The sequence below is a fragment of the Streptomyces sp. NPDC031225 genome (assembly GCF_055570355.1).
This window is the reverse complement of sequence record NZ_JBVIHJ010000023.1, coordinates 146,645-169,444: the sequence shown is the minus strand read 5'-3', so window position 1 is coordinate 169,444 and position 22,800 is coordinate 146,645. Positions and strand designations below refer to the sequence as shown.

Annotated in this window: 19 protein-coding genes and 2 pseudogenes; 10 read left to right on the top strand and 11 right to left on the bottom strand. The window is 67.6% G+C overall.

What is annotated here, in order from left to right; translation table 11 throughout:
- Nucleotides 1-13: 13 nt before the first annotated feature.
- Nucleotides 14-1,009, bottom strand: a pseudogene (locus ACZ48Z_RS33350) (BtrH N-terminal domain-containing protein).
- A gap of 89 nt (nt 1,010-1,098) precedes the next feature.
- On the opposite strand from ACZ48Z_RS33350, the gene ACZ48Z_RS33345 reads away from it, so the two are divergent.
- Entirely contained in the window at nt 1,099-1,287 is a 189-nt protein-coding gene (locus tag ACZ48Z_RS33345; RefSeq protein WP_468739627.1) for a hypothetical protein, read from the top strand.
- Between the two features lie 327 nt (nt 1,288-1,614).
- Here ACZ48Z_RS33345 and ACZ48Z_RS33340 read toward each other — a convergent pair whose 3' ends face one another.
- Complete coding sequence (locus ACZ48Z_RS33340; protein ID WP_468739626.1) at nt 1,615-2,649, bottom strand: SRA domain-containing endonuclease; 1,035 nt, start codon at nt 2,647-2,649, stop codon at nt 1,615-1,617.
- Between the two features lie 100 nt (nt 2,650-2,749).
- Here ACZ48Z_RS33340 and ACZ48Z_RS33335 point away from each other — a divergent pair, with 100 nt between their 5' ends.
- Entirely contained in the window at nt 2,750-3,325 is a 576-nt protein-coding gene (locus ACZ48Z_RS33335; RefSeq protein ID WP_468739625.1) for a hypothetical protein, read from the top strand.
- Here ACZ48Z_RS33335 and ACZ48Z_RS33330 read toward each other — a convergent pair.
- Both ACZ48Z_RS33330 and ACZ48Z_RS33325 read right to left on the bottom strand, forming a co-directional pair.
- Complete coding sequence (locus tag ACZ48Z_RS33330) at nt 3,318-3,524, bottom strand: DUF397 domain-containing protein (protein WP_468739642.1); 207 nt, start codon at nt 3,522-3,524, stop codon at nt 3,318-3,320. The genes ACZ48Z_RS33335 and ACZ48Z_RS33330 overlap by 8 nt on opposite strands.
- Nucleotides 3,524-4,372, bottom strand: coding sequence for a helix-turn-helix domain-containing protein (locus tag ACZ48Z_RS33325; RefSeq protein WP_468739624.1), 849 nt, complete (start codon nt 4,370-4,372; stop codon nt 3,524-3,526). Before ACZ48Z_RS33325 ends, ACZ48Z_RS33330 begins: the two co-directional genes overlap by 1 nt.
- A 180-nt stretch (nt 4,373-4,552) precedes the next feature.
- Here ACZ48Z_RS33325 and ACZ48Z_RS33320 point away from each other — a divergent pair, with 180 nt between their 5' ends.
- Nucleotides 4,553-5,224 (top strand): ATP-binding protein, encoded by a 672-nt coding sequence (locus ACZ48Z_RS33320; protein WP_468739623.1) that lies wholly within the window; start codon nt 4,553-4,555, stop codon nt 5,222-5,224.
- Between the two features lie 11 nt (nt 5,225-5,235).
- On the opposite strand, the gene ACZ48Z_RS33315 is transcribed toward ACZ48Z_RS33320, so the two are convergent.
- A complete protein-coding gene (locus tag ACZ48Z_RS33315; RefSeq protein ID WP_468739641.1) occupies nt 5,236-8,319 on the bottom strand; it encodes a DEAD/DEAH box helicase in 3,084 nt (1,027 codons plus the stop codon).
- A 425-nt stretch (nt 8,320-8,744) separates the two neighbouring features.
- On the opposite strand from ACZ48Z_RS33315, the gene ACZ48Z_RS33310 reads away from it, so the two are divergent.
- Both ACZ48Z_RS33310 and ACZ48Z_RS33305 read left to right on the top strand, forming a co-directional pair.
- Nucleotides 8,745-10,466, top strand: a complete 1,722-nt coding sequence (locus tag ACZ48Z_RS33310; protein WP_468739622.1) for a cellulase family glycosylhydrolase — start codon at nt 8,745-8,747, stop codon at nt 10,464-10,466.
- Nucleotides 10,467-10,635: 169 nt separating this feature from the next.
- A pseudogene (locus ACZ48Z_RS33305) lies at nt 10,636-11,672 on the top strand (hydrolase); the annotation flags it as partial.
- Between the two features lie 103 nt (nt 11,673-11,775).
- Here ACZ48Z_RS33305 and ACZ48Z_RS33300 read toward each other — a convergent pair.
- Complete coding sequence (locus ACZ48Z_RS33300; protein ID WP_468739621.1) at nt 11,776-12,795, bottom strand: SEC-C metal-binding domain-containing protein; 1,020 nt, start codon at nt 12,793-12,795, stop codon at nt 11,776-11,778.
- 112 nt (nt 12,796-12,907) lie between these two features.
- Nucleotides 12,908-14,380, bottom strand: a complete 1,473-nt coding sequence (locus ACZ48Z_RS33295) for a glycoside hydrolase (RefSeq protein ID WP_468739620.1) — start codon at nt 14,378-14,380, stop codon at nt 12,908-12,910.
- Nucleotides 14,381-14,753: 373 nt separating this feature from the next.
- Here ACZ48Z_RS33295 and ACZ48Z_RS33290 point away from each other — a divergent pair, with 373 nt between their 5' ends.
- Nucleotides 14,754-15,542 (top strand): class E sortase, encoded by a 789-nt coding sequence (locus ACZ48Z_RS33290; protein ID WP_468739619.1) that lies wholly within the window; start codon nt 14,754-14,756, stop codon nt 15,540-15,542.
- A gap of 538 nt (nt 15,543-16,080) precedes the next feature.
- Here the strand turns inward: ACZ48Z_RS33290 and ACZ48Z_RS33285 are convergent.
- Nucleotides 16,081-17,472 carry an MFS transporter gene (locus tag ACZ48Z_RS33285; protein ID WP_468739618.1) on the bottom strand — a complete coding sequence of 464 codons (1,392 nt, stop codon included), beginning with the start codon at nt 17,470-17,472 and terminating at the stop codon, nt 16,081-16,083.
- Nucleotides 17,473-17,540: 68 nt separating this feature from the next.
- Between ACZ48Z_RS33285 and ACZ48Z_RS33280 the strand changes: the two genes are divergently transcribed.
- The 4 genes from ACZ48Z_RS33280 (at nt 17,541) to ACZ48Z_RS33265 (ending at nt 20,227) form a co-directional block, all read left to right on the top strand.
- Entirely contained in the window at nt 17,541-18,068 is a 528-nt protein-coding gene (locus ACZ48Z_RS33280; RefSeq protein WP_468739617.1) for a winged helix-turn-helix transcriptional regulator, read from the top strand.
- 52 nt (nt 18,069-18,120) lie between these two features.
- The gene (locus tag ACZ48Z_RS33275; RefSeq protein ID WP_468739616.1) at nt 18,121-18,432 is read left to right on the top strand and encodes a DUF6412 domain-containing protein; all 312 of its coding nucleotides are present in this window, start codon (nt 18,121-18,123) and stop codon (nt 18,430-18,432) included.
- 86 nt (nt 18,433-18,518) lie between these two features.
- A complete protein-coding gene (locus ACZ48Z_RS33270; protein ID WP_468739615.1) occupies nt 18,519-19,253 on the top strand; it encodes a YidC/Oxa1 family membrane protein insertase in 735 nt (244 codons plus the stop codon).
- A gap of 116 nt (nt 19,254-19,369) precedes the next feature.
- Nucleotides 19,370-20,227: a fumarylacetoacetate hydrolase family protein gene (locus ACZ48Z_RS33265; protein WP_468739614.1), complete on the top strand. Its 858-nt coding sequence runs from the start codon at nt 19,370-19,372 to the stop codon at nt 20,225-20,227.
- A gap of 18 nt (nt 20,228-20,245) precedes the next feature.
- Here the strand turns inward: ACZ48Z_RS33265 and ACZ48Z_RS33260 are convergent, their stop codons facing one another.
- The 3 genes from ACZ48Z_RS33260 to ACZ48Z_RS33250 all read right to left on the bottom strand — a co-directional run bounded on the left by ACZ48Z_RS33260 (nt 20,246) and on the right by ACZ48Z_RS33250 (nt 22,766).
- Nucleotides 20,246-21,118 carry an LLM class F420-dependent oxidoreductase gene (locus ACZ48Z_RS33260; RefSeq protein ID WP_468739613.1) on the bottom strand — a complete coding sequence of 291 codons (873 nt, stop codon included), beginning with the start codon at nt 21,116-21,118 and terminating at the stop codon, nt 20,246-20,248.
- Between the two features lie 68 nt (nt 21,119-21,186).
- Complete coding sequence (locus tag ACZ48Z_RS33255) at nt 21,187-21,696, bottom strand: heme-degrading domain-containing protein (RefSeq protein WP_468739612.1); 510 nt, start codon at nt 21,694-21,696, stop codon at nt 21,187-21,189.
- Nucleotides 21,693-22,766 (bottom strand): Gfo/Idh/MocA family protein, encoded by a 1,074-nt coding sequence (locus ACZ48Z_RS33250; protein ID WP_468739611.1) that lies wholly within the window; start codon nt 22,764-22,766, stop codon nt 21,693-21,695. The genes ACZ48Z_RS33255 and ACZ48Z_RS33250 overlap by 4 nt, the downstream gene beginning before the upstream one ends.
- Between the last annotated feature and the right edge of the window lie 34 nt (nt 22,767-22,800).

Below are 22,800 nucleotides of genomic sequence, written 5' to 3'. Positions count from 1 at the left end.
CCTCGCCACCCCCCTAACCCTCGCTCCCCAGACGACTCAACGCCTGCATGGCCTCGCGCTCGATACACGACAGATCGCAGAGCGTCGTGTCCGCCCGGACGAGGTACTGCTCCTCGCCCGACTCCCCGGCGCTCGTGATCAACGCGGCGACCTCCGTCCACAGGACGGCCGCCTCGGCGTACAGCCGGTGACCGGTGCGCAGGTGGTCGCTGTCTAGGGACTGGGCGCATTCGGCGAGGAAGTCGCGGTAGAGGTTGCGGAACAGGGCGCCACCGGTACCGGCCTTCTCCATCAGGAGGGCGGCCTGCGGCAGATCCCGCTGCGGGTCGTCGGTCCGCCGGAACCATGCCCGTACCAACCTGCCCGCCTTGTCGATGCCGCGATGCCCCAGGTTGGCGATGGGCGGGTTGAGGAACGCGTCGGCGCAGGAGGCGATCGCGGGGACGATCCGACTCTCCGGCACGGGCAGCCCCTCGGGCACGGTGAGCGTGAAGGACCGGTGCCGGGCGGTCATCGGCCCACGCGCGGCCCTCGCCCGGGCGAGTCCGTCCAGACCGGTGGAGACAGCTCCGCCCTGCTGGTCGGTGTCCACGAGGTAGGCGGTGCGGTCGTCCTACCCGTACAGGGCGACGACATGACCGCCGAAGTGCACCTTCGACCCGAAGTAGTCCAGGTGATAACTGTCGAGCTGCAGCCCCACGGGACGCCCGGCGTCGACGGCGGCCACCACGTTCGCCCACCCCTTCCGCGGAGAGGCGGTCTCCTGCACCCGAAGATCCAGCCCGAGTGTGCCGGCCAGATTCCTGGTGAGCTCGAACGGCCGCACCCGCCCTCCGAGAAAGGGAAAGCCCATGCTCTTGCTGTCCCAGTAGACGAACGACAGCCCCCCACCGAGACCGAACAGCATGGGCTCGGACAGATCGACCCCCTGATGCCGCAACAGCACTCCAAGAGCAGTCGTCTCACAGTGCCGCGTACCACGGGCCTCGACTCCCTCAACTGTGCTCACGCGCGCTCCTGACCGGGGACGTTGCGGGCCATGACTCCTACGCCCAGGGAGGCACCCATCATGCCCAACCCGCACAGCCAGATCGCCTATTGGAACGGCGCCGCGACCTGGACGGCCTCGCCACACACGCCGCGATCTTCGACTACGACTGCGTCATCCAGTCCGGCGCGGGGCACCACCCCTGGCTCGACGACGCCGCCGCCCGCTTCGTGGGGACCACCGCGACGTTCCTTCACGACTCGGCTGTCAGCCGAACCTTCGCCGACGGGGAGGGCTGACCCGTCCCTCAACGGGTAGGCGAGCCTGAGGAAGCGCACGCGCCGGTACCGTCGGAAGGAGCCGCCATGCCTCGCATGATGGAACGTATCAAGCAGTTCGCAAGGAGCCCTCAAGGCCGTCGCACGGCCGAACAGGCCCGCCGAACCGCATCCGACCCCCGCCGCCAGGCCCAGGCCAAACGCCTCCTCGGCAAACTCCGAGGCGGCCGCCGCTGACCACGCTGCCGCACACCGTCAATCAGGCGGGCCCGACTGATCTGTTCGCGCTCCGCGACCAGGCTCACCTTGGTCCTGGCGTCCTTTTCACGGACGCCAGGACCTCGTTCGTCAGACGGGTACAGGGCAATCCAAGCAGCGCAAGGATCGAGGAGCGCTACTGGACGCTGGGGTGCTCCCCTCTACCTCAGAGAAGCCGCCGCTGTCGTTGCGATACACGATGCCGATCCCGTGCTCGGCAAGCAGGTCACGGAGATCCTCACGGGGTAATGATGGTGCGAGCACCATGAGGTGGAGAGGGTGATCGTGTGTGAGGCCTCTCAAGTAGCGCCGTGCAAGAAGGAGTTGAGCGAGAGCCTTAGTGATCGACTCGCTCGCCGCGCTGCCTGTCGGCTCATACACAGTGTTGTTCGTCCTGTTGTAAAGGTCGAACATGAGGCGAGTTGTCGAGTTACGCATCGACAACTCCAGTTGGCCGATCGTTTCCCCTCCAGAGGCCTGACGCTCCTCGAAGGTATCCGCCAGTTCATCGCGGGCCGCTCCTACCTGGTCGACCTCAGTGCGGGGCTGGCGTTGGCGCCTCTGGCGTCGAGTCGCCCGGGCGAACCGGCCCGCGGAACGGTTGAACCGAAACCGGGATTCGGGTGCGGGTTGGAGAGTGTCGGAAGTCTCTCGTATGTGAAACCCGATGGGGCGCAGTCGGAAGACAATGACGTAGCGGTCTTGACCTAGTTCGTCTTTCGCCTCTGCTACGTCGAACGGCTTATGTTTATCAAGTTCGAATTTCCCTATGTATCTATGTGTTCGAGTGTCGCTCCCGGGGAGCTTGCCCACGGCGACAAATAAATGTATGGTGCGTCCCTTTTCGGCGTGCTCAAGGATCGCAGCATTTCCGCCCTCTAAGACTTGGTCGCCTCGCTTTCCCGCTCCGGTATAGGTGAATATGGGGCCTCGGTCATCGTCCTCGGCGAGCCACCCATCACGATATCCGTAGCGCTCACCGACCTTACTGTCGGAGAAAACTAGGACGTTCCGTTTCTCCTTCGCTGGGCAGATTCCGGCGTAGCCGCTGCCTCCGAGTACGGGATGGATCTGTGCACGCGTGAGGATGGCGCCGGGTTGGAACCCGGGCGTGGACGTCGTCATGTGGTGAGGTTAATGGCTTCAGAGCTCGCGAAGTGCGGCAGGTGACACAGGCGTCTTGGTGCACGTTGTGGCAGCGCCAGGCCCAGGCGAGGATGGGGGGATGAGTGAGGCGACGGGGACGGTCATCGCAGGTGTTATCGCTTTCGTGTCCGCAGTCATCGGGGCTGTGATCGCTGGCAAGTACGCCCAGCGCGGAGCAGAGGCCGGCGGACGTAAGGCAGTTGAGGCGGCGTTGGCGCAGGTGCATGGCCAGGCAGCAGCAGAACACTGGCAATGGGTGCGCAGTCAGCGACACCAGTCCTTTGGCGCCCTCTTTGCGGCTTATGCGGCTCTCGATGATGCGCTGGCGCGCATCGCACCTCAGGCGCGGAGCGGAGTGAGGCTTGATGAGGCTGCAGGGCGCGAGTTGCGAGAGTGCACGCTCGAATTGCAGACTAAAACTAGCCAATTGGCGCTATGGGGGCCAACCCCAGCAAACGTGTTGGCCTACGCGCTCACGGGGAAGTCGGTAGCTGCAGTGAGCTGCTTGCTCCATGTGGAGAGTCTGGGTTCCACGGGCTCGTCTGCAGACTGGTCCAGCTTTGATCGGGTGAGGGTAGAGATGGCGGAGGCTCATGCCGCCTTCCTGCAGAGAGCTGGAGAAATCGTGCGCGATCCGCGGCAGCCCGTCAGCTAGAGGCCTCTTCGTCCAAGGGTGGCAGGGAGCGTATGAAGCTCTGCCATGCCGCAGTACTCAACATGAGGTGTTGAAGCCCCGTGGCCATCTTCGAGTCGCGTACTGCGATGGCTTCGGAGAGCGGGGACATCTCCAAGCACTCGCCCCCCATGCCGTTGCTATAGCTGCTCCTACGCCAGAGTGTGCTCTTCGGCGGCATCATCGGGAGTTCTCCTCCAACAGTCTTGCGATCAGTGAGGTCGAGCGCTGGGGGCTCAACGCCAGGGCCCTGAGATGGTCGAACGCCTTCGTGTACAGGGCCACGTCCTTCGGTTCCTCAAGGTAGACCGAATCGGTAAGTCCTTCCCGGTAGACCAGGTCTGGGTCCTCCTGCTCCGGGAAGCCGAGAATCGTGAATGACCCGGTGGTGGGGTGGGCGCCTGCGTCGAATGGCAGCACCTGGATGGTGATGTTCTTCAACTGCTGCATTTTCAGCATACGTTCGAGTTGGCGTGCCATGGCCGGACGGCTACCGATTGTGTGCAGCAAGGCACTCTGATGGACAACTGCCCACAAGTCAGGCGCACTCTCGCTGGTAAGCAGGTCCTGACGGCACAGCCGGACGTCAACCATCCGCCGAATGTCCTCTGGGGTGTGGTCGACCCAACCGCGACTCAGATCGGCTGCGTACTCCGCGCTTTGGAGCAGGCCGGGGATGAACTCGGCTTGATAGGTACGCAGGCTGGAAGCTGCCTGCTCGAGGCCGACATACACGGAGAACCAGGCAGGGATCGCGTCGCCGTGCGCATGCCACCACCCCTTTGTCTTGGACTCTTTGGCCAGTGACTTTAGAAGATCGCGCAGGTCATCGAGGGTCCCGTAGAACCGGCACAAGGCATCGACGTCTGAAGGTTGGACGCGTCCCTGCCCCGTCTCCATGCGGCTGATTTTGGAGCTGCTCCAGTCCAACTCCTTGCCCACCTGGCTGCAGGTCAGGCCGCTCTCTTCGCGTAGCCGCTTTAGCTCGATCGCTAGACGACGGCGTCGGGCTGTGGGGGATCCGGCCATGGCAACTCCTCGTGGATTAGCGGACGTTCCATCCCACCGGAAGGGCCAGGAAAGGCCAATCACCCTAAAGAGGGAATCTCTTCATGCATGTTGCACGGCGGGCGATGCACTGCAACTCTGTGACTGAGAGTCATGGGCGCGTGCACAGTGCGCTACGGAGCGTGTGAAAGGTGGTCGACGATGATCTATGTGAGCGGTCGCGTCGAGCGTGAGCCCTGGAGGCACCAGTTGCTTGCCCAGTCGAGTGCACTATCCGAGCTGAGAAGAATGCTGAAGCTCCGGCTCACCCTGTGGGGGCTGGGTGAGCACGTGGACGTGGCGCAGATCTGCGTATCAGAACTGGTCACCAACGTCGTTCAACATGTCGGCGAGGGAACACCCGCGACGCTGCGTATGGCGATGAACGAGTCGTATCTGCGCCTGGAAGTTGAGGACCCCGATGCGCGGGCATTGCCCACCCTGCTCGCTGCCAGTAGCGCACTGGAGTCAGGCCGAGGGATGGCGCTCGTTGATGCTCTGACGAATCACCGATGGGGTGCGTTTCTTCGGAATGAGTCCAAGGTGGTGTGGTGTGAGCTGGCTACAAATGTCTCCGCCACGTGTGGCCAGTCGAATGGCCCCCGTGTCACCCGGGCCGAAACAATCCTTGACCTGTATGGCTCATGGCAACTCGCGCGTGGTGCAGCCATGTTCAGCGGTGGCAGTGTGCTGAGCGTGGCGTTGGCAGAAGAGGCTGCCATCGGGGTTGTGACCGACGTGCTGCACTGGCTACGCGCACACGGCCATGACCCCGATGACGTACTTGATCGGGCACAAACCCACTTCGAGGCTGAGCGTACTGACGTTGTCTGAGTGCTCAGCGGCTATCCCGCGGCGATGGTCGCGTACGACCACACGTCCGCAGGCAGCTCATGTTGCAGCTGCCAGGTGATGGCCATGGGCTTGCTGCCCTCGTGCCGGACGTAAGTCGCTGGACCGAGGAGCATCCACGGTTGGGCCTTGCCGATGTCGGTGTCCTTGTAGCGCCGCATGAAGAGCAGCACATGGCTTCCCCGCACGGTGTGCTGCTGGTAGCGCAGACCTGTGGGTGAGGTGTCTGCGGTCGTGCTCTGTGACTCCCAGTGGAACAGGGAGGGGCTCAACGCGTAGTCCTTGTACCTGATGGTGGGGGAGAAATCTTTCTCGTTCTTTTCAAGGGTGATCAGCAATGCATCTGTCTGGTTCTGCTCGTCCCACAGGACGCCTTGTGCGAAGGAGCCGGGCATCTGACCGCCCAGACGGGCCACGCCAAGCGCTGCCAGGATCTCCGAGCGGTTATACGCGCTGTGCACTTTCAGGGGAATGTGTGCGTGCGGGCCTTCCAGTGAGATGGGGAAGTGATCAGCCTGGCCCATCACATGTGTCAGTACCTGCCGGAGTTCGCTCCGAAATGCTCGTTGCTCGCGCAGTGATTCAAGTCCCTGCGTATAGGAGCTAAACCCACCAGCCTTGTCCCAGAGGTTGAAGAAGAGCATGCGTGCGAACGTTTTATCTCTCGGGGTCAGCGACTCATACGTTGGCGCGTCATCGCTCAACAGGCGAGTGTACGTTTCGGTGCGTTCGAGGTCGTCGACATGCAAAAATGCGTGCACACGCTTCAAGAGGTCTTCTTCGCCGGCCTGTTCGGGAAGGTCGCTTAGTCCGGCGCGGCGTAGGACTGAGGTCCATGAATTGCTCGACTTGTATAGCTCCCTGACCTCGCGGCGGCTCTCCCTCAGATAGTCGGCAAGGAGAGGCGTATCGAAGGCTTTGACTTCCTTTGCAAGGGTCTGAACGGTTGCTTTAATCTGAGTGCGAATATTATTCAGTACAAGGTCCTTGGACTTACCCTCAAGGATGATCTGGCAACCGGACGGCAAGAGCGGAAAGTCGCGCTCGACGTGTTCAAGGAGCCTGCTGCGCGACAGATTCGTCATCGCCCGGAACTGCTCCTCGAACCGGAACTCGGCGCGATGTTGCCCAATGAAGTCGAGCACCGTGAGTACGGGCTTGTCTGGCGTGCGGCGCAGGCCTCGACCGAGTTGTTGAAGGAAGACGGTGGCGCTACCCGTGGGACGCAAGAGGAGCAGCGTATCGACGTCGGGGATATCCAGGCCTTCGTTGAAGAGGTCAACGGAGAAGATGACTTGGATCTCTCCGGACTTGAGCTGGGACAGCACCTTGTCACGGGTTTCGGGTTTCGATGCGCTGTCCAAGGCCTCAGCCTTGAGGCCTGCTTCCTTGAAGTACTTCGCCATGAAGTGGGCGTGCTTCCTGCTGACGCAGAAGCCGAGCGCCCGCATACTGGAAGGGTCGGACACTTTGTCCCGCACCTGCTTGAGGACGATACGGGCCCGAGCATGGTCGGCGGAGAACAGATCGCCTAGCTGACTTTGATCGTATGTTCCGGAACGCCAGTTGAGGCGGCTGAGGTCCGTCCCGTCGGGCACGCCGAAATAGTGGAACGGGCAGAGGAGGTCGTTGTCGAGGGCTTCCCATAGCCGCATCTCGGCGGCGATACGTCCTTCGAAGAATTCATCCTGCACATTTAGGCCGTCAGCGCGCTCAGGAGTGGCGGTCAGGCCGAGAAGTTGTTTCGGCCTGAAGTGATTGAGGACACGACGATACGTGGCAGCCGTGGCGTGGTGGAACTCGTCGACGACAATGATGTCGAAGTGCTCCGGCTCGAATTGGTCGAGTCGCTGGTCCGTGAGCGATTGAACGCTGGCAAACACGTGCTTCCAGTCGCGTGGAAGCTCGCCGCTGAATAGCGTTTCACCGAAGGATGCATCATCGAGGACTTCGCGGTACATGCGCAGTGACTGCTTCAGAATCTCTTTACGGTGCGCAACGAAAAGGATGCGTGGATATTGCCTACCTCCCCACTCGCGATGCAGATTGCGGTAGTCGAGGGCGGCCATGACTGTCTTACCGGTGCCGGTCGCGGCCACAAGCAAGTTGTGTTGATGCCCGTGGACCTCGCGCTCAACACGCAGTCGCTCCAGCATGTCGGCCTGATGCGGGTATGGGCGAACTTCAAGGCCCGAGAGGCTGATCTTGGCGTCTTGGCTCGACAGGGAGCCACCCGCCATACCCAGAGCCTCGTCCAACTTGCGGGCGTCGCGATCTGGATCGTAGGCCTCAAAAGCGATGTCGTTCCAGTACGCCTCGAAGGTGGCCTCAAACTTGTTGAGCACTGCCGGAGTGGCTACCGACGACAGACGTACATTCCATTCGAGGCCGTCGAGCAAGGCGGCCTTCGAGAGGTTGGAGCTACCAACGTACGCTGTATCGAAGCCGCTTTGGCGTCGAAACAGCCAGGCCTTCGCATGGAGCCGTGTTGAGCGAATCTCGTAGTTGACCTTCACTTCGGCGCCGAAGTCGCGGACAAGACGGTCCAGCGCATGGCGATCGGTGGCACCGATGTAGGTGGTCGTGATGACCCGGATCGGAACGCCGCGGTCCCTGGCGGCGCGGAGTGAGTCTTCGAGTACGCGCAGGCCGTACCACTTCACAAAAGCGCAGAGCAGGTCAATACGGTCTGCAGTGGCCAATTCGGCGCGCAATTCGCTGCCGAGACTCGGATCCTCGGGGGAGTTGGTGATAAGCGCGGTTTCGGAGAGCGGTGTCAGCGGACGCATCGCGTAGACACCGGGCGCCTCCTTCTCGGCGAGTGCCAGAAGTTGGCGAGGGCCGTCGGCGATGAGCTCGACGACGTCATCCGGACCCCCTTCCGAGGGGGCGGACGCGAGCGACTCGATGACCCGGTTGGCTACGGCGACTCGCTTCTCGGGCGGCAGTTGGCTGAGTCGTCGCCCGATGGCCCGGCTGATGTGGCGGGCAAGCACATGGGGAGACGATTCTTCGCTGACCTCATCGTCGACGGCCTTCCAGCCAGCAGCGTTGAGCTGTTCCATCTGTGCCTGCATGCGCTGGGTGACGAGTTCTTCGTACACGCCCGCGACTGGTTGTGACAGATCCCCCGGTTGGGCCACGCTATGTTCCCCATTCGCTTCAGGTCCGGCAACGGCTCTGTTGTAGCAGGCGACGCCGTCACGACTCATGTCTTCGCAAATGATCAACGCCCCAAAGTTGGGCCGGCGAAGTTGTGGTCGTCCCCGGCGCCGCCCGATGCCAAAGGGCCGCCGAGCTCAGGGAGACACCGCGTCTGCCGCCCCGTCGGAGGGAAGCGCTTCGACGCGTCGCCCTTTGTGCTCGATCCAGATTCCATGCGGATCAGCCCATTCTCACCGTCGCCAGCCTGCGCTAGGCTCCCGCAGCGTGTCGAAGCGCTTCGACGTTGAGTTGAAGCCTTCGACGTGAGGGCAGGTCTTTCGACTCAATGGAGAGCTCTATGCCGAGTTCAGCCGGTTTCACTCGCCGACAGGTCGTGACGACCTCCGTGGCCCTCGCCGTCGCGGCGTTGGCCACCCCGTCGGCCGCCCAGGCCGCTGCCAGTGCCACCGGTTCCGCCGCGTCGGCGTCCGCGCTGGACGTGGTCGCGGACATGCAGCCCGGCTGGAACCTGGGCAACACCTTCGAGGCCATCGGCGCCGACGAGACGGCGTGGGGGAACCCGCGGGTGACCCGGGCGTTCTTCCGCAGGCTGAAGGCGCAGGGCTTCAAGAGCATCCGGATTCCGGTGACTTGGGGCCAGCACGAGGGCCCGGCTCCGGCCTACACCCTCGACCCGGCGTTCCTGGCCAGGCTCAAGGAGGTGGTCGACTGGGCCCTGGCCGACGGCTTCTACGTTCTGATCAACATGCACGGCGACGCGTGGCAGTGGGTGCCGAACATGCCGGCCCAGCATGACGCGGTCCTCGCCCAGTACACGGCCACCTGGCAGCAGATCGCCGCCGCCTTCCGGGACGAGCCGCGCCGACTGCTCTTCGAGAGCATCAACGAGCCCTTCTTCAACGGCAGTTCCGGCGACGCGCAGAACGCCGTTCTGATGAACGAACTCAACACGACCTTCCACTCCGTCGTGCGCGCGACCGGTGGAAACAACGCCCACCGGCTGCTTGTCATGCCGACCCTGGGGGACACCCCGGATCAGGCCAAGATCGAGACCCTGCTCGCGACCTTCGCCGCGCTCGACGACCCGAACCTCGTGGCCTCGATCCACTACTACAGCTTCTGGCCCTTCAGCGTGAACCTCGCCGGCTACACGACCTTCAACGCGGCCACCCAGCAGGACCTGACCGACACCTTCGACCTGCTGCACAGGTCCTTCGTGGCCAAGGGGATCCCGGTCGTCGTCGGTGAGTACGGGCTGCTCGGCTGGGACTCCGGCCCCGGCACGGTCGAACAGGGCGAGACGCTCAAGTACCTCGAGTATCTCGGCTACTACGCCCGCTACCGGGGCCTCACCACGATGCTGTGGGACAACGGCAGTCGCTTCAACCGCCGCACCATGCAGTGGAACGACCCGAGCCTCTATGCGCAGATACGTTCCAGCTGGACCGGGCGCTCCGGCACCGCGTCCACCGATCAGCTCTTCGTACCCAAGGGCAAGACCCCGACGGACGCGACGATCACGCTGAACCTCAACGGCACCCGGCTGACGAGAATCGATGTCGTCGGCGCCCGTCACCTGGTCCGCGGTGTGGACTACACCGTCAGCGGCAGCACGCTGACGATTGCCGCGGCGGCTCTCGGCCGGCTGACCGCGTCGCAGGAGTACGGCACGAACGCCGTTCTGTCCCTCCGGTTCACGGAGGGAATCCCCTGGGCCGTCAACGTCATCATCTCCGACAAGCCGGTACTGACGAGCGCGACGGGTACGACGACCTCGCTGGTGATACCCACCGCGTTCAACGGTGACAAGTTGGCGACCATGGAAGCCGTCTACGCCGACGGCAGCCCCGCCGGTCCGCAGTCCTGGACGACGTACAAGCAGTTCAACGTGGCCTTCACGGTGGACTACACCGCAGACACGATCACCTTGCCGAGCGCGTTCTTCGGCGAGGTCACCGACGGCGCCCCCGTGACCCTCACCTTCCACTTCTGGAGCGGGGCGATCCTGACGTACACGGTGACCAGGTCCGGCACGGCGGTCACGGGCACCTCCATCTGAAGGAGGGATTGGGGCCCACCAGTGTGGTGGCCGGCCTCCAGGGGTCGGCCACCACGCCGTTCACCTCCGGCCGGCGGAGGGTATCGGCGAGTAAGAGGTCCATAAGAGGTCTACGTGAACCCCTCGGCGCCCCTGCCGACCCCGGTGATCTTCTGTGTAGCGTCCTGGCCTGTTGAGCGGTGGACATGTCAATGGTCCGTTCACTGTTCTACGCGCGAAGATCCGGCCCCCGCACCGGCGTTCCTACTCCCAACTCGCCCCCCACGCACGGAGGTTCACGCGATGCCCGGCCTCGGTACCACCACCCCCCGCCGCCTCACCACCGCCCTCACCGTCCTCGGCCTCCTGGCCGCCGGCGCCACCCTTCAGGCGGCTGCCCCCGCAGCCGCTGCCACCACCCACCGTGTCCTCTTCGACAACGCCCACGCCGAGACGGCAGGCAACGCCGACTGGATCATCTCCACCAGCCAGCCCGACCCCACCGGGCAGAAGGCATCGCCCTCCGCCGAGACCGACTGGACCGGCGCCCTCTCCTCCTGGGGCGTAGCCCTCCAGAAGACCGGCGACTACAGCCTCAAGACCTCGACCAGCGCCCTTACGTACGGCGGCACCTCGGCCAACGACCTCTCCAACTTCGACACGCTTGTGCTGCCCGAGCCCAACGTCCTCTTCACCACCGCCGAGAAGACCGCGATCATGAACTTCGTGAAGAACGGCGGCGGGCTGTTCATGATCTCCGACCACACCGGTTCCGACCGGAACAACGACGGCGCCGACGCGGTCGACATCCTCAACGACCTCATGAGCAACAACAGCGTCGACTCCACCGACCCGTTCGGCTTCTCGATCGACTCGCTGAACATCAGCTCGGGTTACCCGCAGGCGATCACCGACAGCAGCAACGCGGTCCTGCACGGCTCGTTCGGCACCGTCACCAAGAGCCTCATCGCCAACGGGACCACGGCCACCCTCAAGCCCGCCGACGACTCCGGTGTCAAGGGCCTGGTCTACCGCTCCGGTTACTCCGGCAACACCGGCGCCTTCTTCGCCACCAGCACCTTCGGCAGCGGCCGCGTCGCCTTCTGGGGCGACAGCTCACCCATCGACGACGGCACCGGCCAGTCCGGAAACACCCTCTACGACGGCTGGAACGACACCGGCGCCACCAACGCCGCCCTCGCCCTCAACGCCACCGAGTGGCTGAGCGAGTAGGCCAGACAAAAGACGGGGCCCGAGCAGCCGGCCAGCAGCTTCTCGGGCCCCCGTCACTCCCGGCCCCCCGTCACTTCCGGGGCTCACTCCGCCGCGCTCACTCCCCGTGGCACTCCCCGTAAACCCGGCCCGAACCGCACCAGCACGTCGTGCCCCGCTGCGGGGGCCATTCCACCGCGCGTCCCCGTGCCGCCAGGATGGTCGCGTACTGGGGGAGCAGGGTCGTGTCCGCCGGGGACGAGCCCTCCGACGCCGCGAACGCCTCGTACGAGGGGACCGTGCCCGTCACGATGCCCAGGTTCTGGGTGCCGGAGGAGGACAGCTCGCGCAGGGACGCCTCTATCGTCGCGAGGTGGTCGTCGTGGGAGGGGTACTCCGACGACAGCGACGGGTAGGCGTTCACCAGTTCCGCCAGTTCGGCGGCCGGCCAGTGCAGCACCGCCACCGGGAAGGGACGGGACAACGCCTCCCTGAACGTGCCGAGTTCGGCCCGCAGGCGGGAGATCTCCGCCTGCAGTTCCGCCGGGTTGTCGGAGCCCAGGGACCACACCCGCTTCGGGTCGTGGAGCTCGTCCAGCGGGACCGGTGAGCCCGACGACGAGTGCAGGGTGTCGGCCAGCATGTCCCACTCGTCGTGGGCGGCGTTCAGCATCCGCCGGACGCGGTGGCGGCCGAAGAGCAGCGGGTGTGTGGAGTACGGCGGCTCCGCCACGTCCGTCAGGAGCACCCGCGCCCCCTCCGTGAACGTCTCGTGCGCCTGCTCCAGCTCGTCGTGGGACTCCAGGGCCTCCGCCACGATCACCCAGGGGGCCGGGTCCCGGGGTGCCGCCGCGCGGACGCCGTCGATGATCGCGCGGGCCTCGGCCTCATGGCCGTACTCCCAGAGGTTCGCGGCCTTCAGGGCACGGACGAGAAACGGGTCCTCCAGGCCGGCCTGTGCGGCCAGCAGACGGTCGTAGAGGGTGGTCGCGGAGGGGCGGTCGCCGGCCAGTTCCAGATGGGCCGCGGCCTGCACGAGCAGGGCTTCGGCGTCCTCGGGATACCGGTCGGCGGTCCGCTCCAGGCGTGCCGCTTCGGCGGTGTGGTCGACGTTCTCGGCAGGCGTGTCGGGGCGCATGGATGACACCGTACTGCCGATCAGTGACATGGGGGGAGAGAGGTGCAGGCCAGGGCCCGGACGGCAGGTCAACGGCGTCCGGCACCCCGCCCGCGCCCGGTCCGCACCGGGCTCAGATCGTCACACCGTCGATCTGGAGCGTCTGCACGGCCTTCGCCGCGAAGGACACCGCCACCGACTTCCCGTTCAGGTAGGTGTTGGAGTACGACGCGTACTTGTCGCCGCCCGTCGTCACCGTGTTCCAGCGCGGAACCAGGCCGCCGGAGCCGCCGGTGACCGTGGTGAACCTCGACAGGTCGAAGGTCAGGGTCTGGGCCGACGTGGCGGTGTTCAGGGCGACGATGACCAGGCGCTTGGCGGAGGAGTCGTAGGCCGCGACCGCGTTGCTCACCCCCGTGTCGATGATCTTCATCCCGGGGCGGATGTGCCGGGCGAACTGGGCCATGACGTAGTACTTCGTCTGGACCGCCGTCGGCTGGAGGGTGCTCTGGTCGTACGCGATCATCGCCCAGCCCGTCGACGGGTCCATGACCTGCCAGTAGACCCAGGCCGTGGGGTGCAGCCAGCGGAAGTCGTAGAGGAGGTTGAAGGCCATGGTGTAGCCGGTGCCGTCGCTGTCGCCGGTCTCCGAGTTCCACAGGGCCTTGCCTGCCGTGGTCACCACGTCCGTGTAGAGCAGGTCCCGGCGGCCGCCCGAGCCCTGGTAGCCGTGGACGTTGACCCGGTTCACGTACCCCTTCGTCGTCGAGCTGAAGGAGTTCCAGGTGGTGCGGGCGAGGTCGTAACTCGTCTCGTCCGACGCGGAGATCTTCGTCCCCGTCAGGCCGCGCGCGTTCAACTCGCTGCGCATGTACGGCAGTACGGCCGCCTGGACCGTCGCGTCCATGTGGCAGCCCTCCTGCGTGCCGGTCGCCGTCCACCAGGACGACGAGGGCTCGTTGAAGGGATCGACCGTCGCGAAGTTCACGCCCCAGTTGTTCTTGGCGTACAGGGCGGTCGCGGCCAGGTGCGAGGCGTGCTGGCGGTAGTTCCAGGTCTGGAGGTTGTTGCCGCCGCCCGAGGCGCCCGACGGGTTGTGGTTGGAACACATCCACCACATCGGGGAGTTGGCGAAGAGCTCCGAGGTCGCACCCCTGGACGTCGCCTTCACCAGCATGGCCCGCTGGTTGGCGTCCGCCGTCCAGTCCCAGGCGCTCGACGTCGGGTCCTCGTTGTTCCAGTCCTGCCAGTAGCCCTCGATCTGCTTGAAGGCGGGGATGTTGGCCGACGCGACCATCGACGAGCCGTTCACCGTGTTCCAGCTGCTCGCGCCCAGGTTGTAGCGGGCGATGTTCAGGCCGAGGCCGGGCAGCGAAGTGCCGTTGTAGGACGTCGACTTGGTGGTGAAGAAGATGTCGGCGAAGTCGTCCCGGGCGCCGAACACGTTGGCCCACCAGGCCAGGGAGGTTCCCCAGCCCTCCCAGGTGCCGTACGACGTGCCCGGGGTGACGGCGATCGTGGCGTCCGCACGGGCGGTGCCGGTGGCCAGGGCGCTGCCGAGGAGAGTGCCTCCTGCGGCTGTCAGCAGCGTTCTGCGTCGGATCATGGCTGTCTTCTCCACCTCATTGTGGGGCTCGGCCGCTGTCCCTCAACAGCGGCCGAGCAGTGAAAACCAAGTGGCTCGCCCAACTCGTCCCCCGCGTGCCACCACGAAGCATCAGGTGTGGTGGGTGAGGTTGTCGAGAGGTGTGACAGCGCTTTCTTTCTATCGGGCTTTCTATTTCTCCAATGGTTATGACAAGGGGTGGTCGTTCTGGGCGGACTTCCGGATGTGCTTCCGAACGCGCTCCGAGCGGGCTCCGGGCGGCCTGCGGGCGGCCTGCGTAGCGGGCTCCGGGCGGGCTTCCGGCGGGCAGGAAGCCTGGCCACTTGGCGGCGGAGCCCTTATCGTGCGGGCCCGGTGGAGGGAGACGTACGCCATGCGGGTCGTCGTCCTTGAGCACGGAACCCGGCGCCGCCGTGAGCGTCGCCGACGGGCGTGGTGGACCGGTGGAGAACTCCTGGTCACCGCAGGGATCGTGCTGCTGTTGCTCGTCGTGCACCAGCTGTGGTGGACCAACCGGGAGGCCAAGGAGGGCGCTCAGCGGAAGGTCGAGGCGCTGGAGCGGGAGTGGGGGCGAGAGTGGGGGCGGGGCGCGGGTAGCGACTCCGGTACGGCCGCCTCCTCGGGGTCTCCGGCCACGGACTCCTCTCCGGCCCCGGGCGAGGGGCGCGTCCGCGTCACCGTCCCGGACACCGCCGGCGCGAACCCCGCCGGGTACCGGGCGTACGCCGTCCTCTCCATCCCCCGTCTCCACCTCCGGGTCCCCGTCGCCGAGGGTGTGGACAAGCAGAGCGTGCTCAACAAGGGGTACGTCGGCCACTACCGGAACAGTCAACAGCCGGGCCAGGCAGGGAACTTCGCGCTCGCCGGGCACCGCAACACCCACGGCGAGCCCTTCCGGTACATCAACCGGCTCGCCCCGAAGGACACCCTCCAGGTGGAGACCGAGGCCGCGGTCTACACGTACGTGGTGGACAGGACCCTTGGCCAGACCTCGGCCCGCGACTCCGGGGTGATCCGCCCTGTCCCGCGTTCGACGGTCCATCCCGCCTACGGGTACACCAGCCCCGGGTACTACATCACCCTCACCACCTGCACCCCGGAGTACACGTCCCGGTACCGGCTGGTGGTGTGGGGCAAGCTCGTCTCGATGCGGCCGCGTTGAGCACGTGGGCGCTCCCGCGATGTCCGCACCGGGACCGCGTCGAGGGCGCCGGTTGCCCCGCACCGCCCGCCGAACGCTCCCGCGCCGGGCAGCGCCGCCCGCCTCGAACGTTCCGCCGCGGCGCAGGGGTCGGGGCAGCCCCGCTTGCCCCGCCCCCTCCGGCGCCGGGCAGCCCAGCCAGCCGCGAACGTTCCGCCGCCTTGCAGTAGCCGGGCAGCGCCGCCCGCCTCGAACGTTCCGCCGCCGCGCAGTAGCCGGGCAGCCCCGCCTGCCCCGACCCCTCCGCCGCCCCGCAATACCCGCCGCCCCGAAGCCCTCAGCGCTGCCGCAGTGCGACCACGCTCGTGGTGGCGGCGAGTGCCGGTCCGGCCGGTATGGGCGTCGCGATCGCGCGGGTGTCGTGCCGGGGTGGTCGCCCCCGGAGGGCTCAGCGCTGCCGCAGTGCGACCACGCTCGTGGTGGCGGCGAGTGCCAGTCCGGTCGGCATGGGCGTCGCGATCGCGCGGGTGTCGTGCAGGGGTGGTCGCTCCCGGAGGGCTCAGCGCTCCCGCAGCGCGACCACGCTCGCGGCGGCGACGAGTGCCAGCCCCGCCGACACCAGCATCGCGAGGTCCGCGCCGTGGGCGAGGCCGGCTCCCGACGAGGTGGCGATCGCGAGCGTCAGGGCGACTCCGGCGCAGGAGCCGATGTACCGGAAGGTCTGCTGGGCGCCGGAGCCCATCGCCGCCCGCCCCGCCGGTACCGACTCCACCGCGAGCAGCGGAAGCGCGGCGTTCAGCAGGCCGCTGCCGACGCCCGCGATCATCAGGCCAGGCAGCAGCCGTACCCAGGAGCCCGCGTCGAGTGAGCCCAGCATGGCCAGGACGCCCGCCGCGTGCAGCAGGAAACCGATCGCGAGCTGCCATCGCGGCGGTACCCGGCCCGCGAGCCGCCGGACCTGGAGGGCCACCGCGAAGGACAGGCCGGACCAGAGCAGGAAGAGCCAGGCCGTGTCCATCGCGGACAGGCCGAGGGTCTGCTGGAGGAGGGCCGGGAGGAAGCTGAACAGGCCGATCACCGCGAGCCCTGTGAACAGTCCGCCGGAGGAGGACGCGAGGAAGTGGCGCCGGCGGAGCAGGCCCAGGTCGATCATCGGGGTACGGGTGCGGTGCTCCACGGCGGCGAACAGTCCCAGCAGCACGGCGAACGCGAGCAGCAGCAGGCCCACCGGCGCCCGCAGCCACCCGTCCCGGCCGAGCGTGAGCGCCGCGACCAGGGCGACCAGGGCGAGCCCGAACGTCACCGCGCCGGCGAGGTCGGGGCGGCCGCCGCGCGGGGCCCGGGACTCCGACAGGAGCCGTGCGGACAGGGCGGCCACGAGCACGGCGGCGGCGCCGAGAACCCCGTACGCCATCCGCCAGTTCGGCAGTGCGCCGGTGACGATCGGGCCCAGTGCGATGCCGCCGCTCACGAACGCGCCCCACACCCCGGTCGCGTGCAGTCGGCCCCGCGGGCTGGGAAAGGCGTGGACGATCAGGCCCAGGCTGCTCGCGAGGAGGGCCGCGCTGGCCGCGCCCTGGGCGATGCGGGCGAGGGTGAACAGCCAGGTGGACGAGGTCAGGGCGCCGAGGGCGGTGGTGAGGCCCAGTGCCAGGGTGCCGGCGACGAAGATCCGGCGGCGGCCGTAGTCGTCGGCGAGGCTGCCGGCGACCAGGAGGAGGGCGGCGAGGCCGAGCGGGGTGCCGTTCAGGAGCCAGGCCTGGGCGGACACGGGGGTGTGCAGGGCGGCGGCGACCTCGGGGAGCGTGACCATCGGCGCGGTGTACGTCATCAGGGCCACGACGGTGGCGGCGCTGGTCAGCGCGAGGGTGGCGCCGGGGTGCGGGGGTGCTTCCGCGGGGGCGGCCGACGGCTTCGCATCGGGGAGAGTTCGTTCGTTGAACCTAGCCATGGGGGTCACCGTAACAGAGTAGGTTCGTTCATTGAACCTACGGAAGGAAAATGGTTACAGTGGGCGTCATGGCACTGGGCAAGGACTACGCGACACAGGAATGCTCGATCGCCCGCGCGCTGGAGATCGTCGGCGAGCGCTGGACCCTGCTCGTCGTCCGCGACGCCCTGTACGGCGTCCGGCGCTACAACGACTTCCTCGTCCACCTCGGCATCCCGCGCGCGGTCCTGGCGGGCCGCCTCCAGATGCTCACCGAGGAGGGCATCCTCGAAAAACGCCGCTACCAGGAGTCGCCGCCGCGTGACGAGTACGTCGTCACCGACCGCGGCATCGCCCTGTGGCCCGCCCTGCGCGCCCTCGGCCGCTGGGGCCGCGAACACCACGGCGAGCCCGCGCTGCGCATCTTCCAGCACGCGGAGTGCGGCACCGAGATCGGCTCCTACGGCGAATGCCCCGCCTGCGCCACCGTCGTACCGGTCGGGGACGTCCTCATGATCCCGGGCCCCGGACTCGATCCCGGCCCCGCGGACCCGGTCAGCCGGGCCCTGCTCAAGCCGAGGAGGCTGTTGCAGCCGCTCCTGGCCGATCACGTATAACCGAGCCGATCAGGTATAACCGAGGGGAGACCGCAGCGAGAGGGGGAGCGCCATGATCCGCAGCTGGACGAGTGTGCGTCCCGCCGCCGTGCTGCTGCTTCTCGTCCTCGACGTCGTCCTGCTCGACACCGGCAGCCTCTCCGCCGCCGTCGCGCTGGCGGCGACCGCCGCGGCCGGCTCCGCGTTCGCCGCCTGCTCGCTGATCGCCTCGCGCTGCGCGCCCGCCGTACCGCCCACCCGGGTCCGTACGGCCATCCGCGACCGCGACCGCCGCACGGCCTTCCTCCCGCAACGCGACCCCGACGCCAAGGGCCGCCCCCGCCCCCGAGCGCCCGGCCACGCCCTCCCGGCGACCGTCGCGTAGGGACCGCTCCTGCCAGGACACCCCGCGCGGGTCGTCATGCCGCCTTCGTCACTTCCGGCACGACGAGACCCCCGGAGGGCTCACCCATGTCCGTCTTCTCCGTGTTCGCAGGCCTGGTCCAGGACCTGGCCGACCTGCTCCAGCCGTTCTTCGGCGCCACCGCGGCCGCCGCCGCGATCGTCCTGTTCACCGCCCTCGTACGACTGCTCGTGCACCCCCTGTCCCGCGCCGCCGCCCGCGGCCAGAAGGCCCGCACCAGGCTCCAGCCGAAGATCGCCGAACTGCGCAGGCAGCACAAGGGCAGTCCCGAGAAGCTCCAGAAGGCGGTGCTGGAACTGCACGCCGAGGAGAAGGTGTCACCGATGTCCGGCTGCCTGCCCGGACTCTTCCAGCTGCCCGCGTTCTTCCTGCTGTACCACCTCTTCTCCAACACGACGATCGGCGGCAGGGCCAACGAGCTGCTCAGTCACGAACTGTTCGCCGCCCCGCTCGGCGGCCGCTGGGCCGACGCCCTCGGCGACGGCGGAGCGTTCGGCGGGGCGGGCCTCGTGTACGTCGGGCTGTTCGTCGTGGTCACCCTCGTCGCCTGCTTCAACTTCCGCCGTACGAAGCGGATGATGGCCGCCAATCCGACGCTGCCCGGCGCCTCCGGCGGGCCGGGCGGAGAGGCGGTGCCCGGGGTGGGCGCGGTGAGCAGGCTGATGCCCTTCATGTCCTTCTTCACGCTCTTCACCGTGGCCGTGGTGCCGCTGGCGGCCGCGCTGTACGTGGTGACCAGTTCGACGTGGGCCGCGGTCGAGAGGGCAGCCCTCTACCGCTGACCGGTCCAGTCCGTGAACCGGGTATTGCGGAGTGGACACCGAGCTTGGAGGATCGACCAGTCATCCGATGGCTGCACCCGCCGGACGACACCCCGCGAGCTAGGGAGACAGTGATCATGAAGCTGCTGCGAGTCGGTACGGCGGGAACGGAGACGCCCGCGCTGCTCGATGCCGACGGGGTCCTGCGGGACCTGTCCGGTGTCGTGGACGACATCGACGGGACGCTCCTCGCCGACGACGCGGCACTCGGCCGGGTCCGCGCGGCCGCGGAGACCGGTGAACTGCCCGCGCTGGACGCCACCGGGCTGCGGGTCGGGCCGCCGGTCGCCCGCATCGGGAAGATCGTCTGCATCGGCCTGAACTACCACGACCACGCCCGCGAGACGGGCGCCGAGCCGCCCGCCGAGCCGGTGATCTTCTTCAAGGCCGCGGACACCGTGGTCGGTCCCTACGACACGGTCCTGGTCCCCCGGAAGTCGGTGAAGACCGACTGGGAGGTCGAGCTTGCGGTCGTGATCGGCCGCACGGCCCGGTACCTGGAGTCCCCGGAGGAGGGTCTCGCCCACGTCGCCGGGTACGCGGTCGCGCACGACGTGTCCGAGCGGGAGTTCCAGATCGAGCGGGGCGGGACCTGGGACAAGGGGAAGAACTGCGAGACGTTCAACCCCCTGGGCCCGTGGCTGGTGACGGCGGACGAGGTCGGCGACCCCCAGGACCTCTCGCTGAAACTGTGGGTCAACGGGGAGCTGAAGCAGGACGGCACGACCGCCGAGCAGATCTTCCCCGTGGGTGAAGTGGTGCGGTACGTCAGCCAGTTCATGACCCTGTACCCCGGTGACGTCATCAACACCGGCACGCCGGCCGGGGTCGCCCTGGGCGCGCCCGAGCCCAAGCCCTTCCTTCGGGGCGGCGACGTGGTGGAGCTCGAGATCGCCGGACTCGGGCGCCAGCGGCAGGAGTTCAAGGACGCCTGAGCGCTCGGGGCGGTACAGCTAGGCCAGCAGCGACGCGAGCCTGCGCCAGGCATCCCTCGGGAGGTCGTAGCGCGGGCCGCCGTCCACGATCTGCAGGGCCACGTGGTCCGCGCCCGCCTCGAAGAAGTCGTCGACGCGGGCCCGGATCGCCGTCTCGTCGCCCCAGGCGAAGACCGCGTCGATGAGGCGGTCGCTGCCGCCGTCCTTGATGTCGTCCTCCGTGAAGCCGTTGCGGAGGAAGTTGTTGGTGTAGTTGGGCAGGCCCAGGTAGATGGACAGGTAGTTGCGGGCCAGGGTGCGGGCCGTCGTCGGGTCGGTTTCGAGTACGACCTTCAACTCCGGTGCCAGCAGCGGGACTTCGCCCAGCAGCTCACGGGACCTGGCGGTCTGCTCCGCGGTCACCAGGTACGGGATGGCGCCGGCCGCGCGGTCCCGGGAGAGCTCCAGGGTCTTCGGGCCCAGCGCTGCCAGGAGGCGGCCGTGCGCGGGGGCGCCGGCCTTGTCCAGGGCGTCCAGGTAGGCGACCAGGGCCGAGTACGGGCGGCGGTACTGGTCCGCGAGCTTGGCGTGGCTGACGCCGAGGCCCTGGGCGAAGCGGCCCGGGTGGGCCGTGTCGAGTTCGGCGTACCGGGCCGCGGCGGTCTCGGGCTCGTGCTCCCAGATGCTCTGGATGCTGGTGCCCACGACGATCCGGGAGGTCGCCTCCAGCAGCGGGGCGGCGTGGTCGGCGTCGCTGTTGCCGCCGATCCAGAGGGCGCCGTAGCCCAGCTCCTCCAACTCGGCCGCCGCTTCGGCGATCTCCCCGCGGCGGTCCGGTTCCTTCGAGCGCAGCCCGCCGCCGTTCCAGATGCCGTACCGTCCGACGGCTTCCTTGAGGTCCTTGACGGTCATCGGGTGATCTCCTCCGGTCGGTGTGAAGGTCACGGGTGCCAACCGGAGGGTGCCTCGGGATCTTCCCGTCAGTCCCCCTGGCCCAGGAACTGTTCCAGTGCCTCCACGACGAACCGGTGGTCCTGGAGCTGGGGCAGTCCCGACACCGTGACCGTGCCGACGACGCCGACGCCCTCCACCGTGACCGGGAAGGAGCCGCCGTGGGCCGCGTACGTGTCGGGGTCCAGGCGCGAGGACTCCTCGAAGGTGCTGCCCTTGGCGCGGAAGCGGGCGCCGACCAGGTAGGAGGCGGAGCCGTAGCGCTCGACGACCCGCCGCTTGCGGTCGATCCACGCGTCGTTGTCCGGGGTGGAGCCGGGAAGGGCGGCATGGAAGAGCTGCTGGCCGCCGCGGCGGATGTCGATGGCGACCGGGGCCTGCCGCTCCCGGGCCAGTTCGACGAGCAGGGAGCCCAGCGCCCACGCGTCCTCGTGGGTGAACTGCCGGAAGACCAGGTGGCGTTCCTGTGCTTCCAGCTCCTCCAGGGGCGGGGTGAGTTCCGGCTGGAACTTCGGGGTCAGCCCGGAGTTGTGCGTCACAGCTGCACCGCCACTTCGTCGCGGGCCGAACGGCGCGCCGCCTCCAGTACGTCGAGGGTGGCGGCCGCCTCCAGCGCGGTCACCGGGTTGGTGCCGCCCTCGGTCAGAGCCCTGGCCACGGCCGCATAGTAAGCCGGGTAGTCGCCGGGGAGGGTCGGCACGGGGCTGCCGCCGCCGGTCAGGGGGGACTCCCCGGAGCCGAGCCGGCCCCACGCCGACTCGGGCTCCCGGCCCCAGTCGGACGACGTGCCGGGGCGCTCGCCGTCCCGCAGCGCCGCCTCCTGCGGGTCCAGGCCGTACTTCACGTAGCCCGCCTTCGAGCCCAGCACCCGGAACCGGGGGCCGAGTTGGGCGGTGGTGGCGGACACGTACAGATGGGAGCGGACGCCGTTCGCATGGGTGATCGCGAGGAACGTGTCGTCGTCGATCGAGGCGCCCGGGCGGCGGATGTCCGCCTCGGCGTACACGGAGGCGGCGGGACCGAAGAGGGACAGGGCCTGGTCGACGACGTGGCTGCCGAGGTCGTACAGGAGACCTCCGACCTCTGCGGGGTCGCCGGACTCGCGCCAGCCGCCCTTCGGCTGCGGCCGCCACCGCTCGAAACGGGACTCGAACCGCCATACGTCGCCCAGTTCGCCCTCGTCGAGAAGCCGGCGCAGGGTCAGGAAGTCGTTGTCCCAGCGCCGGTTCTGGAAGACGGACAGGAGCAGGCCGCGCTCCTCGGCGAGGGCGGCGAGTGCGCGCGCCTCCGCCGCCGTGCCGGCGATCGGCTTGTCGACCACGACCGGCAGGCCCGCCTTGAGGGCGGTGGTGGCGAGCGGGACGTGCGTCCTGTTGGGGGACGCGATCACGACGAGGTCCAGGTCGGCCGCGCGCGCGAACAGCTCGTCGGCGCCCGCGACCGTTCGGACGTCCGGGAACTCGGCGCGGGCCTGTTCCTGCCGCTCGGGGTTCGAGGTGACCACGGTGTCGAGGGTGAGGCCCTCGGTGGCGGCGATCAGCGGGGCGTGGAAGACGGAGCCCGCGAGGCCGTAGCCGACGAGGCCCACGCGGAGGTCAGCAGCAGTCATGCCGTCCACTTTCGCAACGGTGTTGCCAAAGTGC

Bases quoted from the DNA above. Each gene is read 5' to 3' on its own strand.
- ACZ48Z_RS33340 (WP_468739626.1), bottom strand. From the start codon at position 2,649: ATGACGACGTCCACGCCCGGGTTCCAACCCGGCGCCATCCTCACGCGT.
- ACZ48Z_RS33335 (WP_468739625.1), top strand. From the start codon at position 2,750: ATGAGTGAGGCGACGGGGACGGTCATCGCAGGTGTTATCGCTTTCGTG.
- ACZ48Z_RS33330 (WP_468739642.1), bottom strand. From the start codon at position 3,524: ATGCCGCCGAAGAGCACACTCTGGCGTAGGAGCAGCTATAGCAACGGC.
- ACZ48Z_RS33325 (WP_468739624.1), bottom strand. From the start codon at position 4,372: ATGGCCGGATCCCCCACAGCCCGACGCCGTCGTCTAGCGATCGAGCTA.
- ACZ48Z_RS33320 (WP_468739623.1), top strand. From the start codon at position 4,553: ATGATCTATGTGAGCGGTCGCGTCGAGCGTGAGCCCTGGAGGCACCAG.
- ACZ48Z_RS33315 (WP_468739641.1), bottom strand. From the start codon at position 8,319: ATGCAGGCACAGATGGAACAGCTCAACGCTGCTGGCTGGAAGGCCGTC.
- ACZ48Z_RS33310 (WP_468739622.1), top strand. From the start codon at position 8,745: ATGCCGAGTTCAGCCGGTTTCACTCGCCGACAGGTCGTGACGACCTCC.
- ACZ48Z_RS33300 (WP_468739621.1), bottom strand. From the start codon at position 12,795: ATGCGCCCCGACACGCCTGCCGAGAACGTCGACCACACCGCCGAAGCG.
- ACZ48Z_RS33295 (WP_468739620.1), bottom strand. From the start codon at position 14,380: ATGATCCGACGCAGAACGCTGCTGACAGCCGCAGGAGGCACTCTCCTC.
- ACZ48Z_RS33290 (WP_468739619.1), top strand. From the start codon at position 14,754: ATGCGGGTCGTCGTCCTTGAGCACGGAACCCGGCGCCGCCGTGAGCGT.
- ACZ48Z_RS33285 (WP_468739618.1), bottom strand. From the start codon at position 17,472: ATGGCTAGGTTCAACGAACGAACTCTCCCCGATGCGAAGCCGTCGGCC.
- ACZ48Z_RS33280 (WP_468739617.1), top strand. From the start codon at position 17,541: ATGGCACTGGGCAAGGACTACGCGACACAGGAATGCTCGATCGCCCGC.
- ACZ48Z_RS33275 (WP_468739616.1), top strand. From the start codon at position 18,121: ATGATCCGCAGCTGGACGAGTGTGCGTCCCGCCGCCGTGCTGCTGCTT.
- ACZ48Z_RS33270 (WP_468739615.1), top strand. From the start codon at position 18,519: ATGTCCGTCTTCTCCGTGTTCGCAGGCCTGGTCCAGGACCTGGCCGAC.
- ACZ48Z_RS33265 (WP_468739614.1), top strand. From the start codon at position 19,370: ATGAAGCTGCTGCGAGTCGGTACGGCGGGAACGGAGACGCCCGCGCTG.
- ACZ48Z_RS33260 (WP_468739613.1), bottom strand. From the start codon at position 21,118: ATGACCGTCAAGGACCTCAAGGAAGCCGTCGGACGGTACGGCATCTGG.
- ACZ48Z_RS33250 (WP_468739611.1), bottom strand. From the start codon at position 22,766: ATGACTGCTGCTGACCTCCGCGTGGGCCTCGTCGGCTACGGCCTCGCG.